Origin of the sequence: Plantactinospora sp. WMMC1484 (genome assembly GCF_049315195.1) — a bacterium.
Lineage (GTDB): Bacteria > Actinomycetota > Actinomycetes > Mycobacteriales > Micromonosporaceae > Plantactinospora.
The window spans coordinates 2,420,019-2,433,988 of the sequence record NZ_CP186055.1 but is presented as its reverse complement, the minus strand read 5'-3'; the positions used below and the strand labels follow the sequence as shown (position 1 = coordinate 2,433,988).

Below are 13,970 nucleotides of genomic sequence, written 5' to 3'. Positions count from 1 at the left end.
GGGTGACGGTGCTGCTTGGGCGGACACGACCGGCCGGCCACCGCTCGGGCGGCCGGCCGGTGCGCGACGAGCCCTGCTACTTGACGGTGAAGCCCTGTTCCTGGCCGTACTTGACCGAGGCGTCCTGCCAGGCCTTGAGCCCTTCGGCGAGGGTGGCCTGGCCGAGGTACGCCTTGCCGACGGTGTCGCCGAAGATGCTGTTGGCGTAGACCTGGAACGGCAGGTACGACCAGCCGGGCGCGACCTGCTGGGCGGACTCGGCCAGCACCTGGTTGACCTTCTGGCCACCGAAGTACGGGAACTCCTTCTCCAGGAACTGCGGCGAGCTGAGCTGGGCGGTGGTGGCCGGGAAGGCGCCGCCGTCGGCGCGGGTCTGCGCGCCCTCGTCCACGGTGGCGTACTTGAGGAAGGCGTACGCGAGGGTCTTGTTGTCGCCCTGTTCCGGGATCGCCAGCGAGCTGCCGCCGTTCTCGGCGGTGACCTTGCCGCCGGCCTCCCACTGCGGCATGGGCGCGACCCGCCACTTGCCGTTCGCGGCCGTGACGCCTGATTCCAGGTTCGCCGGCATCCAGGCGCCGATCACCAGCGTCGCGATGGTGCCGTCGCCGAGCCCCTTGTACCAGGCGTCGCTCCATCCGGTGACGGGCGAGAGCAGCTTGCCGTCGATGAGCTTCTGCCAGGTGGCGGTGAACTTCTGCGTGCCGGGGTCGGCGAAGTCGACCCCGACCGTGGTGCCGTCGACGCTGTAGGGGCGGCCGCCGGCCTGCCAGATCATGCTGGTGGTGAAGCCGGCGTCGCCGGTGTCGCTGGTGATGTACGCCTTCGGGTCGGCCTTGTGCAGCTTCTCGGCCTCGGCGACGTACTCGTCCCAGGTGGTCGGGACCGTGAGGCCGTGCTTGTCGAAGACCTCCTTGTTGTAGAAGAGCGCCATCGGGCCGGAGTCCATCGGCAGTCCGTAGACGGCGTCCCCGGAGCGCACGGCGTTCCACGGGCCGGGCGTGAAGGTGCCGTCGAGCGCGTCGGTGCCGTATCCGTCGAGGCTGGTCAGCGCCTTGGAGAGCACGAACTGCGGCAGCGCGTAGTACTCGACCTGGGCGACGTCCGGCACCCCGGAGCCCGCCTTGACGGCGTTCTGCAACGCGGTGTACTGGTCGTTGCCGGTGCCGGCGTTGACCAGGTCGACCGTGACCTTCGGATACTTGGCCTGGAAGTCGGCGGCCACCTGCTTGAGGGTCGGCTCCCAGGCCCAGACGGTGATGGTGCCACCGGCCTCCAGCGCCGCCTGGATCTCGGCCTCGGAGGCGCCGGCCGCCGGCCCGGCGGAACCGCCGTCGTCGCCGCCGGAGCCGCAGGCGGTGACCAGCAGCGAGGCGGAGAGGACCGCGCTCGCCAGTATCGTTCGGCGTCGTATGCGCATCATCAGGGGTTCCCTTCGTGGAATTCTTCTGTCGCGGATGTGCGGGGTGGGCTATTCCTTGACGCTTCCGGTGGCCAGGCCCGACTGCCAGTAACGCTGGAGCAGCAGGAACGCGGCGATCAGCGGGACGATGGTGAGCAGGGAACCTGTGATCACGAGGTTGAAGACCGCCTCACCGCCCGCGGTGCCGGCCTGCCGGTTCCAGGCGTCGAGCCCGATGGTGAGCGGATACCAGTCCGGGTCCTTGAGCATGATCAGGGGCAGGAAGTAGTTGTTCCAGGTGGCCACGACGTTGAAGAGCAGCACGGTGACCGTCCCCGGTGCCAGCAGCGGCGCGCTGACCGAGAAGAAGGTGCGGAACTCGCCGGCGCCGTCGATCCGCGCCGACTCGAGCATCTCGTTCGGCACCGCGTCGTTGGCGAAGGTCCACATCAGATACAGCCCGAACGGCGAGATCAGCGAGGGGATGATGATCGCCCACGGGGTGTTGGTGAGCCCGAGCCGGGAGAACATCAGGAAGGTCGGTACCGCCAGCGCGGTGCCGGGCACGGCGACGGCGCCGATCACCACCGCGAAGACGCCCTTCCGGCCGGGGAAGTCGAACTTCGCCAGCCCGTAGCCGGCGAGCGCGGCCAGCAGGGTGGCGCCGCCGGCCCCCAGGGTCACGTAGAGCAGGGTGTTGAGTAGCCACCGGGTGAAGATGCCGCCGTCGTAGCGGAAGGTGTCGACGATGTTGTCGAAGAGCGCGAAGTCGCCGGCCGGGGCCAGCCCGAAGGAGTCGAAGAGGCCCTGCTGGGTCTTTGTCGCGTTGATCAGCAGCCAGGCGAGCGGCAGCAGCGCGTAGATCAGCATCAGGCTGGCCAGCACGGTCAGCGTGACGCTCCGGCGGCGGCGCGGAGCCTGCCGGCGTACGGTCGGCGGCCGGCGCCGGGTTGCCCCGCGCGGCACGGTCGGGGTGGTCACAGTCGCCATGCTCAGACCGCCTTCCGGGTGGCGCGGAGCTGGACCAGGTAGGCGACGACCATGGTGATCACGCCCATCACGATCGCCACCGTCGCGGCGTAGTTGAACTGCTGTCCGGCGAAGGAGAGCGAGTACGCGTAGAGGTTCGGCGTGAAGTAGGTGGTGATCGAGTTCGGCGCCAGGGTCTTCAGGATGGTCGGCTCGTTGAAGAGCTGGAAGCTGCCGATGATCGAGAAGATCGTGGCGATCAGCAGTGGGCCGCGCAGCGCCGGCAGCTTGATCGCGGTGATGATCCGCAGTTGCCCGGCCCCGTCGATCGCCGCGGCCTCGTAGAGGGACGGGTTCACCACCCGCAGGGCCGAGTAGAGGATCAGCATGTTGTAGCCGACGAACTCCCAGGTCACGATGTTGCCGATCGAGGCGAGGATCAGGTCGGGCGAGAGCGGGTCGGGCAGCGAGATGCCGAACGCCTCGTTGAGGTTGCCGACCAGGCCGAACCGGGTGCCGTACATGAAGCCCCACATCAGGGTGGCGACGACCGCGGGCACCGCGTAGGGCAGGAAGACCGAGATCCGGAAGAACGCCGAGCCGTAGAGCCGGCCGCTGTCGATGGCGAGGGCGATCAGCAGCGCCAGGAACAGCATGATCGGCACCTGTACGGCGAGGAAGAGCGCCACCCGGCCGAACGCGGACCAGAACTGCGGGTCGCTCAGCGCGTTGGCGTAGTTCTCCAGGCCGACGAAGGTGGTGCCGCCGATCAACTGGGTCCGGAACACGCTCAGGTAGAGCGAGTACGCGATCGGCGCGAGGAAGACCAGCGCGAAGACCGCCATGAACGGGCCGACGAACTGCCAGCCGACCCAGGACCGCCGGCTGCCGGACCGCGCTCTCCGGCCCGCCGGGCGGTACGTCTGCCCTGCCGAAGCCACCGGTGTGCTCCTTCCCCGCCCGGACCCCGGGCGATGACGGTTACGTAAACATTGCCACGGGATTCGTGCCTGGTGACAGGGGGTACCGACTGGGGCCCGGAGAGCAATGTTTACGTAAACTCGCGTTGCGGTATAGTGGCACTCCGCTCCACGGCCGTCAAGTAACCGCTTGGACGCGGGGAGTGGGCTGACGCGGGCGTGGGTTTTCGGCGTGGGCTTCTTTCGGTCCGGGCGCATGGCAGGAGCGACGATGGAGGCGGAGACCCGGGGACATCGGCCACCGGTGCAGGTCGGTGGCGCCCAGCGCGGCGGCTCGGGGATCCCGGGCGGCCGCCGCAAGCAGCGGGTCTCCATGGCGGACGTCGCCCGACTGGCGGGCGTGTCGTCGCAGACCGTCTCCCGGGTCTCCAACGGCCATCCGGCCGTGGTCGAGACGACCCGGCAGCAGGTGCTGGCCGCGATGCGGCAGCTCGGCTACCGACCCAACAGCGCCGCCCGGGCCCTGCGCTACGGGCAGTTCAACACCATCGGCGTGATCCTGTTCAACCTCTCCTCCACCGGCAACAGCCGGACCGTCGAGGCGATCGCGACGCACGCCGCGATGGAGGGGTACGCGATCACGCTGATCCCGCTCGGCGCACCCACCCAGGACAACGTGCTCGGCGCCTTCACCCGGATGGGCGAGCTCGCCGTCGACGGTGTGATCGTCATCATCGAGATCCACCTGCTCGACACCGGCACCGTGGCGCTGCCGCCCGGCGTGCACGCGGTGGTGGTGGACTCCGACGCGGGTGACCGGCATCCGGTGGTCGACACCGACCAGGCCGACGGCGCCCGGCAGGCCGTACGCCACCTGCTCGACCTCGGGCACCGTACGGTGTGGCACGTCGCCGGCCCGGCCGAGTCGTTCGCCAGCGAGCGGCGCGCCAGGGCGTGGCGCGCCGTTCTCGAGGCGGACGGCCGCCCCGTGCCGCCGCTCGAGCGCGGCGACTGGTCCGCCGAGTCCGGCTACCGGGCCGGGCTGCGGCTGGCCGGCGAGCCGGACTGCACCGCCGTCTTCGCCGCCAACGACCAGATGGCGCTCGGCGTGCTCCGGGCCCTGCACGAGCGCGGCCGGCAGGTGCCGGGCGAGGTGAGCGTGGTCGGCTTCGACGACATCCCGGACGCCTCCGCCTACCTTCCCCCGCTCACCACCGTGCACCAGGACTTCGCCGAGGTGGGGCGCCGCTGCGTGCAGGCACTGCTGCGGCAGATCCGCGACGAGCCCGCCGACCCGGGCACCGACCTCGTGCCCACCCGGCTCGTCGTCCGGTCGAGTACCGCCGTCGCCCCGGCCTGACCTTCCGGGGGTACCTTCCGGGGGTTATGGCCGGAACTCCCGAAATGGGCGGCTTCGGGACGTACCGTCGTCATGACCCCGCACCGCATGCACCGGGATGACCTCCGGCCTCACCGCGGAGGCCCGCTCCGGCTCGTTTCCCTACGTCGTACCCGCCTGAGCGCCGCCCGGCAAGGGTGCCGGCGACACCCGTAGGTGCCCGCCACCCAGGGGGATCTCCGGGTCGGGCAGGCTTCGCTTCGGGCGGTCCGACCGGCATACTGGGACGCCGGTACGCGACGGATTGTGGGCTGTGACTGCTGCGATAGAGGGCTACCTCGCCGACCTCGACCGGGCCCTGAGAGGGCCACGGCGGGCCAAGGCGAGCCTGCTCCGGGAGGCCCGGGACAGTCTGGTCGACGCCGCCGAGGCGTACACGGAAACCGGCCTGACCCCCGAGGCCGCCGCACGGCACGCGGTCGACGACTTCGGCGACGTCGCCCGGATCGCGCCCGACTACCAGGCCGAACTCGCGCTGGCGCAGGGGCGGCGCACGGCGCTGCTGGTCTTCGCCACCCTCATCGCCCAGCCTCCGATCTGGCACCTGGTCGAATGGATCGGGGGCGAACCGGATCCGCTGCCCGGCCTGGCCAGTTTCCTCGACACGCTGGTGAGCTGGCTGGGAGCGCTGACCATCGTGGTCACACTGGTCGTCGTCTGGACCTTCGGCACCGGGACACGCCGGCGCGGCAGCACACGGCTCGGCGGCACACGGCTCGGCAGCACGCCCTGGCGCACCCGGCTCACCGGGCTGTTCGCCTGCGCCGTGGCGGTCGCCTTCAGCGCGATCGGCCTGCTGCTGGCGCTCGTCGGCCCGGGGACGGGTCTGCTGGCCCACGCCCGGATCCCACTGGCGCTGGTCTTCCTGATCCTCCCGATGCTCCTGGTCGCCCGAGACGGCGCACGCTGCCTCGCGACGGCGCGGGCGGCAACGACCTCACGCTGACGGCGCGCCTGCGCGCCGGACCGGCTGATCCCACCCCACTCAGGCACGTTGCCGCTCCCGGTGCGATGCGAGCGCCACACGGACTCCTCCGCATATAAGTAGCAAGCCTACATGTAGTCTTTTAACTCCTTGGCACACCAGTCGGCGGAGCCGGTCCGAGGCCGGTCCCGAGAGCACGAGGAGAGATCCGATGCCCACCGAGTCAGGCCCCACACCACGAGGTGCCACCACACTGCCCCCGGCCGGCGGGGCCGGGACGCACCAGCTCGGCGAGGTTGGGCCGCCCCGGGCCGGCGTCTTTGCCCGGATGGCCGGCTGGTCCTACCGACGGCGGTGGATCGCCCTGCTGATCTGGGTCGTCGTGCTCGCCGGCCTCACCCTGGCCGCCCAGACGGTCGGCCCGGACTACCACAACGACCACTCACTGCCCGGGACCGAGTCCCAGGCCGCCAGCGACGCGCTCCGGGCGCACGGCTCGACGCAGACGGCGGGCAGCGTGCAGATCGTCCTGCACCACCCGGACGGCATCGGCAACGCCGAGGTCCGGCAGCGTGTCGAGCCGATGCTCGCCCAGGTACGCGGGACGACCTCGGTGGCCGAGCTGACCAGCCCGTACGAGGATCCCCGGGCGGTCTCCGCGGACGGCACCATCGGCTACGCCGGCGTCACCCTCACCGGGCCGAGCGAGGAGGTGCCGGCCGAGGACGTACGGGCCGTCATCGACACCGCCCGGTCGGTGGCCGGCGACGGGTTGCGGGTGGAACTTGCCGGTGACCCGGTCCGGGTCGCCGAGGAGTCCGAGGGCGGCGCGGCGGAGGGCGCGGGCCTGCTGGCGGCGTTGGTCATCCTGGTGATCCTCTTCGGCTCCCTGCTCGCCGCCGCCCTGCCGATCGGAATCGCGATCTTCGCGGTGGGCAGCACGCTCGGTCTGGTCGTACTCGCCTCGCACGTCGCCACCGTCGCCGACTACACCGCCCCGCTGATGGCGCTGGTCGGGCTCGGCGTCGGCATCGACTACGCACTACTGGTCTTCTCGCGCTTCCGGTCGGAGCTGCTGCACGGCGCCGACCGGGGCACCGCCACCCGCACCGCCCTGGACAGCGCCGGCCGTACCGTCTTCTTCGCCGCCTGCACGGTGGTGATCGCGCTGCTCGGCCTCGTCGTACTCGGTCTCGGCTCGCTCCAGGGCGTGGCCGTGGCGGTGGCGTTGACCGTCCTGGTCACGATGCTCGCCTCGCTCACCCTGCTCCCCGCGCTGCTGGCGATCGTCGGCGACCACGTCGAGCGGGGCATCCGCCGCCGGGCGGAGCGGGCGAAGCGCGCCGAGGGCACGCTCTGGCGCCGCTGGTCGGCAACGGTGCAGCGCCGGCCCTGGCTGGCCCTGCTGCTCCCCACCGCGCTGCTGCTCCTGCTGGCGACGCCCGCCCTCGACATGCGGCTGGGCTTCGCCGACGCCGGCAGCGACGCGCCGGGCAGCACCAGCCGGCAGGCGTACGACCTGATCTCGACCGGCTTCGGCCCGGGGCGCAACGGCCCGCTCGTGGTGGTCGTCGAGGGCGGCCACCCGGCCGCGACCGAGGTGGGGGCCGCACTGGCCGGTGCCGACGGTGTCGCCTCGGTCACCCCGCCGTTTCCGGCACCCGACGGGCAGGTGCACACCCTGCTGCTGTTCCCCACCTCGGCCCCGCAGGACGCGGCGACGATGGAACTGGTCGACCGGCTCCGCACCGAGGTGCTGCCGCCGGTCGAGCGGAGCACCGGCGTGCCGGTCCTGGTCGGCGGCAGTACGGCGGCGGCCGTCGACTTCGCCGACGCGGTAGCGGACCGGCTGCCGCTCTTCGTGGTCGTCGTGGTCGGCCTCTCCGCGCTGCTGCTGGTGGTCGTCTTCCGGTCCCTGCTCATCCCGGTCAAGGCGGCGCTGCTCAACCTGCTCAGCGTCGCCGCCGCGCTCGGCGTGACCAGCTGGGTCTTCCAGGACGGCAACCTGGGTGTCCAGCCCGGACCGGTCGAGGCGTTCGTACCCGTACTGATCTTCGCGATCGTCTTCGGCCTCTCGATGGACTACGAGGTCTTCCTCGTCTCCCGGATGCACGAGCACTGGGCACGGCATCACGACGCGGCGGGCGCGATCCGCGAAGGGCTGGCCACCACCGGACGGGTGGTGACGGCCGCCGCCGCCATCATGATCGTGGTCTTCAGCGCCTTCCTCTTCGACCCGGGCAGGATGCTCCAGCAGTTCGGGCTCGGCCTGGCGGTCGCCATCTTCGTCGACGGCTTCGTCATCCGCTGTCTGCTCCTGCCCGCCGCCATGCAACTCTTCGGCGCCCGCGCCTGGTGGCTGCCGTCCCGGCTGGGGCGCTGGCTCCCCCGGGTCGCCCTGGAGCGCCCCGCACCGGCAGTGCCCGGTGACCGGCTCGGGCCGGCAGTGCCCGGTGACCGTCTCGGGCCGGCAGTGCCGGACTACCATCGGCCGGGTGCGTGAGCCATTGATCCTCGCCGTCGCCCAGCCCCACTGCCTGGCCCAGGACGTCGCGGCGAACGCGCGCAGCCACGCCGGGGCGGTCCGGGCCGCCGGCGCCCGGGTGGTGGTCTTTCCCGAGCTCTCCCTCACCGGGTACGAGTTGGACGCCGCCCCGGTCGACGCCGACGACTCCCGCCTCGCCCCGATCGTGGCGGCATGTGCCGAGACGGGTGCGCTGGCCCTGGCCGGCGCCCCCGTGCCGGGCGGCGGCGGGCGGCGGCACATCGGGATCCTGGCCGTCGACGGCACCGGCGCCCGGGTGGCGTATCGGAAGATGTGGCTGGGCGGAGCCGAGCCGGAGCACTTCGCTCCCGGCCCCGCACCGGCGGTCGTCGAGGTGGCCGGCTGGCGGCTGGGGCTCGCGGTCTGCAAGGACACCGGGGTGCCCCGGCACGCCGCCGACACCGCTGCCCTCGGCATCGACGCCTACGTCGCGGGGGCGGTCGACTCCGCGTCGGAGTGGCACGTCCAGGAGGAACGCGCCCGCCGGACCGCCGCCGCACACCGGGTCTGGGTGGCGACCGCAAGTTTCGCCGGCCCGACCGGCGGCGGGTTCGCCGACACCGCCGGGCGGTCGAGGATCTGGAACCCGGACGGGATCGTGGTGGCCGAGGCGGGTCCGGAACCGGGTGCGCTGGTCCGGGCGACCCTGACCAACCCACCGTCGTGATCCGCTGCGCGCGGTAGGAGCCCGATACGTGCGCTCGGCCGGCGGTGTCCCGGCACCGAGTTGCTCACCGAGCCCGGTACGCAGATGGCGCAGGCGCCGGCCCGTCCGCTCACCCACCACCCGGGCCGGCGTCCCGCCCGGAATGTCGGCCGACGCACCGGCCGATCAGCCGGACGGGTGGCGGCGCTCCGCTTTCCGCCGCCGGCAGGCTCGGCACATAGCAGAGTCGAGCACGACAGGTCTGTCCCGGCCCGCACCGTGACCCGGACGCCACTCCGACCAGGACACCGCTCGGCCCTGGACACCGCTCGCCCCGAAGGGAACCGACAGCATGGCGAAGACGTGGCTGATCACCGGAAGTTCCCGCGGCCTGGGCCGGGCGCTCAGCCGTGAGGTGCTGGACCGGGGCGACAACCTGCTCGCCACCGCCCGGCAGCCTGACCAGCTCGCCGACCTCGTCGACCGCTACGGCGACCAGGTGCGGCCGTTCGCGCTCGACGTCACCGACCCGGCCGGCGCACGGTCGGCGGTCCAGGCGGCGGTGCAGACCTTCGGCGGCCTGGACGTGGTCGCCAACAACGCCGGCTACGCCAACAGCGCGCCGATCGAGGAGACCCCGGAGGAGGACTTCCGGGCGCAGATCGAGACCAACCTCTTCGGGGTCGTCAACGTCACCCGGGCGGCCCTGCCGGTGCTGCGGGCCCGCCGATCCGGGCACTTCCTCCAGTTCTCCTCGGTCGGCGGCCGGGTCGGCGGAAGTCCCGGGCTGGGCGCGTACCAGACCGCGAAATTCGGCGTGGAGGGTTTCTCCGAGGTGCTGCACAACGAGGTCAAGCCCTTCGGCATCCGGGTCACCATCATCGAGCCCGGCGCCTTCCGCACCGACTGGGGAGGCGCGTCGATGCAGATGGCCGAGGTCGGCGAGGACTACCAGCAGACCGTCGGGCGCATGCACGGCCTGCGGCGGGAGATGGACGGCCAGCAGGCCGGCGACCCCGAACGGGCCGCCCGGGTGATCGCCGACATCGTCGGGCTCGCCGTGCCCCCGCTGCGGCTGCTGCTCGGCTCCGACGCCCTCCGGCTGGCCGAGGAGTCGGCACAGTCCCGTTCCCGGGAGGCCACCGCCTGGGCGGACGTCAGCCGGAGCACCGACTACGACAGCACCACCGACTTCGCGAAGACGCCGGTCGCAGCCCTGCTCGCGCCGCGCAGCCCGAGCTGACGGGCACGGGTCAGCGGCCCAGGCCGAGGCTTCCGGCCCGCAGGCCGGCCTGGAAGCGGGAGTCGGCGTTGAGCTGCTGCAGCAGCTCGGCCACCCGCCGCCGGTACGTCCGCAGCGACATGCCGAGCCGCCGCGCCGCCGCCTCGTCGGTGAGGCCGGAGGCGAGCACCCGCAGTACCGAGCGGCCGGCCGGGTCGAGCTGCGGCGGCTCCGCCCGCAGCCAGCCGTCGAGGTCGTCGGCGGATTCCCAGGTGGCCTGGAACAACGCGCGTACCCCGGCGATCAGCGCCGGGACGGTGACCACGGTGAACTCCCGGTCCGCGCCACTCGTCGCCCCGGCCAGGATCATGACCCTCCGGTCGATGATGATCGTCTCGTGCGGCAGCGGCGCTGCGCAGATCCGTACCCCGACTCCCGAGGCGGCGGCAGCAGCCAGCTGATCGCGTTGCGCGTCGTCGACGAGCGCGGCGGGGGTGTAGAGCTTCCGTATGGTGAGACCGGCCCGGAGGCGCGGCCGGACGTCGGCGACCAGCCCCATCCGGGCGGTGGCTCGGGACCAGGTCCCCAGGTCGGTCGCGGCGCAGGCGAACTCGGTCCGGGTACCGGCGAAAAGGTGCCCGGCCTGTCGGACCAGTTCGTCTTCGCCGCGTACGGTGATCAACCGGCCGTCCGTCACCCACCCAGTCTGACCCGGTCCGGCCGGGCGGCGCCACCTCCCTCGCCTCCGCTCCGGCGAACCCGCCGGTCCCATGGCGGCCGGATGGCAACTTCCTGCCAACCGTGGCTGCCGGGCGGCCGCCCGGCCGACGCTCTATGGCATGACGAACACAACCGACGTCGCCGGCACCTTCCTGCTCGGCGGCGACCTGCGCATCAACCGGCTCGGCTTCGGGGCGATGCGACTGGCCGTGAACAGTCTGACCGGACCGCCCAGGGATCCGCGGACCGGCATCACCGTGCTGCGCCGGGCGGTCGAGCTCGGGGTCGACCACATCGACACGGCCGGCTTCTACGGGCGCGGCACGGTACACGCGCACGAGCTGATCCGGGAAGCCCTCGCGCCGTACCCGGACGGCCTGGTGATCGCGACCAAGGTCGGCCCACTGCGGGACGCCTCCGGCATGCCCTCCGGGGAGGCGACCCCCGACCAGCTCCGCGGCCTGGTCGAGGAGGATCTGCGCCGGCTCGGCCTCGACCGGCTCGATCTCGTCTACCTCCGGGTGGGCGGCCTGGGCCCGGCCGGCGGTACGTCGATCGCCCCGCGCTTCGAGGCACTGGCGGCGCTCCGCGAGGAGGGGTTGATCCGGCATCTCGGGGTCAGCCACGTCGACGCGGCGCAGCTGGCCGAGGCGGCAGCCATCGCACCGGTCGCGGCGGTGCAGAACCACTTCCACCTCCAGTACCGGGATGACGCCGAGCTGCTGGCCAGCTGCACCTCCGCCGGCACCGGCTACGTGCCGTACTTCCCGCTCGGTGGCGGGAACCGGCCGATCGACCCGGGTCGGTACCAGGATGTCGCGGACCGGCACGGCGCGACCCCGGCCCAGGTCGCCCTTGCCTGGCTGTTGGCCCTCTCGCCGGTCATGCTCGCCATCCCCGGCACCGGGTCGCCGGCGCACCTGGCGGAGAACGTGGCGGCGGCCTCGCTGCGCCTCACCGAGCGGGACCTCGCCGACCTCGCCGAGCCGGGCGAGCCCACCGGCACCGCAGACCTCGCGGCTTGGGCCGCCGCGGAAACTGCGAACGGCACCGCCGGCCCGACCGGCTGACCGGCTGCCCGGGGCCGGTCCGGGCACCGGCCCCGGGCGGAATCCACGGCCGACCGATGACGGCACAGCGTCCCGTGCCCCTGGAGGACAAGCCACGGGGCACGGGGCGCTGGCGGCTTTGCTGCCGGCGCTACGGACGCCGGGCTACGTCGGTGACGAACCCGCGCCACCCGGCTGGCGCGAGCCGGCCCGAGCCCGGCCGACCAACCTCTGTCCCGCATGAAACCGGGCCGGCCTCAGCACCCGCAGCCGGGCTCCGAACCGACTCTCCGCCGCCGGTAGCGGGCTCGCGGGCGTCTTCCACCCCGGCCTCCGGGCCGTCAGCGGGCTCGGCGGAGTCCGAGGTAGCCATTCCGGACCAGGGCCGCCGCCGCGCCGAGTCGAGCTTTTTCCTCGGCGCTCAGGGTGGCGCTGGCCCGACGGATCGCCACGGCCGACTCCAGCATGCGTACCGGATCGCCCGGCGTACGGTCGAGGAACGCAGCCAGCAGGGTGGCGGCGGGCGCACCGAGTCCGAACATGTCGCCGACCACCACCTCGGCCATGATCAGCGCGGTCATGGCGACGTCCAGATCCGGCTCGTCGTCCCGGCCGTTGAGCCAGTCGATCACGACGGGACCGTCGGGGCCGAGCAGGACGTTCTCTGGATGCAGGTCCAGGTGCACGATCTTGCTGCCGGGTTCCGCACCCGGCCGGGGCGGCAGTTCGCGGAGTCGCCGATGCAGGTCGGCCAGGATCTCCGCGCCGGCCGCCAGCTCCAGGCCACCGCCGACCATCGCCTCCCGCAGCGTCGGGCCGTCGATCCGCTCCATCACCAGGTCGGTGCCGTCGGCCCGGTCGACCCGCGGCACCGGAAAACCGTGCTCCGCCGCATACCGCATGATCTCGGCCTCGCGCCTGACGTCGCCACCGTCGCGGTAACGGCGCAGCACCCGCCCCGCGTCGAGGACGAAGACGTCCGCGTCCCGGCCAGTGCCGACCAGCACCAGGTCAACCATGCGTTGACGATATCCAATGCCCGCCACCCCGCCGGGCGGTGGCGGCGGCCAGAGACGAGGCGCTGACGCGAGCGAGCAGGGCGGAAGACGGTAGGGCGCAGCTCAGTGGCTGGGTGGGATGACCCGGAGGTGGCCGCGCCGGCCGGTCTGCTGCCCGGTGTGCGGATCGAACTCGGTCTCGTCCGGGCGGGGCGGGGCGGGGCGGGCCGCCTCGCGGACGGCCTCGGCGAGCGCCACCAGATCGTCGGTGGTCGGCGGCGGCGGCTCGAACTCGCCCTCGTGCCGGACGACGTCCCAGCCCCGGGGAGCGGTCAGGCTCCGGGCGTGCGGCTCGCAGAGGTCGTAGGTGTGCGGCTCGGCAAAGGCCGCCAGGGGGCCCACCACGGCTGTCGACTCGTTGTAGACATAGGTCAGCGTGGCTACGGCCTGTCGGGGGCAGCCGTTGCGGGAGCAACGCCGTGGTGACCTCACGGCGGCACGGTATCTCCATTACCGGCTCCGCCACCACGCTTGGGCTTGCGACACGCCGGTACGGCGTGATCACATTCCGGACACCCGACTCCGACATGGCCGAGTCCCCGAGCCGATCTTGATCGCGGCAGGTCTACCCTGTCGTCGTGGGCGGTCGTCCACGACGAGCGAAGCGGGGTACAGATGACCAGTCCGGAGAACCGCCGGCCGGGTTCCGGGCACCGGTCACGCCGGGACCGGCACGGGCGCGGGTTGCGCGGCCGGCTCGTTCCGGCCACCGTCCCGCTGGCCCGGACCAAATCGGAGATCTTCGACGACCTGGTCCTGGACACCGTCGAGACGCTGGAGCGGCGCTTCGCCAAGGAGCTCGCCGGGGTCGAGTTCGCGGTCGAGGACGTGCCGCCGGACCTCAACGTCTACGACTCGGACGTCCTGGAGGACGGCGAGGTCCCGTTGGCCCGGCTGCTGCCCGGACGCCCGGGCCGGCAGGACGTACCACCCCGGATCGTGCTCTACCGCCGCCCCCTGGAGTTCCGGGCGATAGACCGGGACGACCTGGCCGACCTGGTGCACGATGTGATCATCGAGCAGGTCGCGAACCTGCTCGGCGTCGATCCGGACGAGCTGGACTGAGCCACGGACAGGCGCCGCCCACCCCACCGGCTGGCCTGCCCCTGAGGCTGGCC

The 13,970-nt window shown here is 72.4% G+C and carries 13 protein-coding genes; 7 read left to right on the top strand and 6 right to left on the bottom strand.

Annotated features, from left to right (window positions below):
• Positions 1–76: 76 nt before the first annotated feature.
• From ACN28C_RS10745 to ACN28C_RS10735, 3 genes are read right to left on the bottom strand one after another with little or no spacing between them, the layout of a single operon-like run.
• Positions 77–1,420 carry an ABC transporter substrate-binding protein gene (locus tag ACN28C_RS10745; protein ID WP_422773351.1) on the bottom strand — a complete coding sequence of 448 codons (1,344 nt, stop codon included), beginning with the start codon at positions 1,418–1,420 and terminating at the stop codon, positions 77–79.
• A gap of 48 nt (positions 1,421–1,468) precedes the next feature.
• Entirely contained in the window at positions 1,469–2,389 is a 921-nt protein-coding gene (locus ACN28C_RS10740) for a carbohydrate ABC transporter permease (RefSeq protein WP_422773350.1), read from the bottom strand.
• A 2-nt stretch (positions 2,390–2,391) separates the two neighbouring features.
• On the bottom strand, positions 2,392–3,309 hold the full coding sequence (locus ACN28C_RS10735; RefSeq protein WP_422773349.1) for a carbohydrate ABC transporter permease: 918 nt from the start codon (positions 3,307–3,309) through the stop codon (positions 2,392–2,394).
• A 250-nt stretch (positions 3,310–3,559) separates the two neighbouring features.
• Here ACN28C_RS10735 and ACN28C_RS10730 point away from each other — a divergent pair, with 250 nt between their 5' ends.
• From ACN28C_RS10730 to ACN28C_RS10710, 5 genes are all read left to right on the top strand, one after another.
• Positions 3,560–4,648, top strand: coding sequence for a LacI family DNA-binding transcriptional regulator (locus ACN28C_RS10730; RefSeq protein WP_422773348.1), 1,089 nt, complete (start codon positions 3,560–3,562; stop codon positions 4,646–4,648).
• Between the two features lie 292 nt (positions 4,649–4,940).
• Positions 4,941–5,633: a permease prefix domain 1-containing protein gene (locus ACN28C_RS10725; RefSeq protein ID WP_422773347.1), complete on the top strand. Its 693-nt coding sequence runs from the start codon at positions 4,941–4,943 to the stop codon at positions 5,631–5,633.
• 190 nt (positions 5,634–5,823) lie between these two features.
• Complete coding sequence (locus tag ACN28C_RS10720) at positions 5,824–8,115, top strand: MMPL family transporter (protein ID WP_422773346.1); 2,292 nt, start codon at positions 5,824–5,826, stop codon at positions 8,113–8,115.
• Positions 8,108–8,824 (top strand): nitrilase-related carbon-nitrogen hydrolase, encoded by a 717-nt coding sequence (locus ACN28C_RS10715; RefSeq protein WP_422773345.1) that lies wholly within the window; start codon positions 8,108–8,110, stop codon positions 8,822–8,824. Before ACN28C_RS10720 ends, ACN28C_RS10715 begins: the two co-directional genes overlap by 8 nt.
• A 331-nt stretch (positions 8,825–9,155) precedes the next feature.
• The gene (locus ACN28C_RS10710) at positions 9,156–10,046 is read left to right on the top strand and encodes an oxidoreductase (protein ID WP_422773344.1); all 891 of its coding nucleotides are present in this window, start codon (positions 9,156–9,158) and stop codon (positions 10,044–10,046) included.
• A 10-nt stretch (positions 10,047–10,056) separates the two neighbouring features.
• Here the strand turns inward: ACN28C_RS10710 and ACN28C_RS10705 are convergent, their stop codons facing one another.
• Positions 10,057–10,722, bottom strand: a complete 666-nt coding sequence (locus ACN28C_RS10705) for a hypothetical protein (protein ID WP_422773343.1) — start codon at positions 10,720–10,722, stop codon at positions 10,057–10,059.
• A 142-nt stretch (positions 10,723–10,864) separates the two neighbouring features.
• Between ACN28C_RS10705 and ACN28C_RS10700 the strand changes: the two genes are divergently transcribed.
• A complete protein-coding gene (locus ACN28C_RS10700; RefSeq protein WP_422773342.1) occupies positions 10,865–11,815 on the top strand; it encodes an oxidoreductase in 951 nt (316 codons plus the stop codon).
• A gap of 320 nt (positions 11,816–12,135) precedes the next feature.
• Here the strand turns inward: ACN28C_RS10700 and ACN28C_RS10695 are convergent, their stop codons facing one another.
• Positions 12,136–12,813, bottom strand: coding sequence for a phosphotransferase (locus ACN28C_RS10695; RefSeq protein WP_422773341.1), 678 nt, complete (start codon positions 12,811–12,813; stop codon positions 12,136–12,138).
• Positions 12,814–12,915: 102 nt separating this feature from the next.
• Positions 12,916–13,284, bottom strand: a complete 369-nt coding sequence (locus tag ACN28C_RS10690; RefSeq protein WP_422773340.1) for a DUF3499 domain-containing protein — start codon at positions 13,282–13,284, stop codon at positions 12,916–12,918.
• A gap of 183 nt (positions 13,285–13,467) precedes the next feature.
• Here ACN28C_RS10690 and ACN28C_RS10685 point away from each other — a divergent pair, with 183 nt between their 5' ends.
• Positions 13,468–13,917 carry a metallopeptidase family protein gene (locus ACN28C_RS10685; RefSeq protein ID WP_421495090.1) on the top strand — a complete coding sequence of 150 codons (450 nt, stop codon included), beginning with the start codon at positions 13,468–13,470 and terminating at the stop codon, positions 13,915–13,917.
• Positions 13,918–13,970 lie beyond the last annotated feature (53 nt).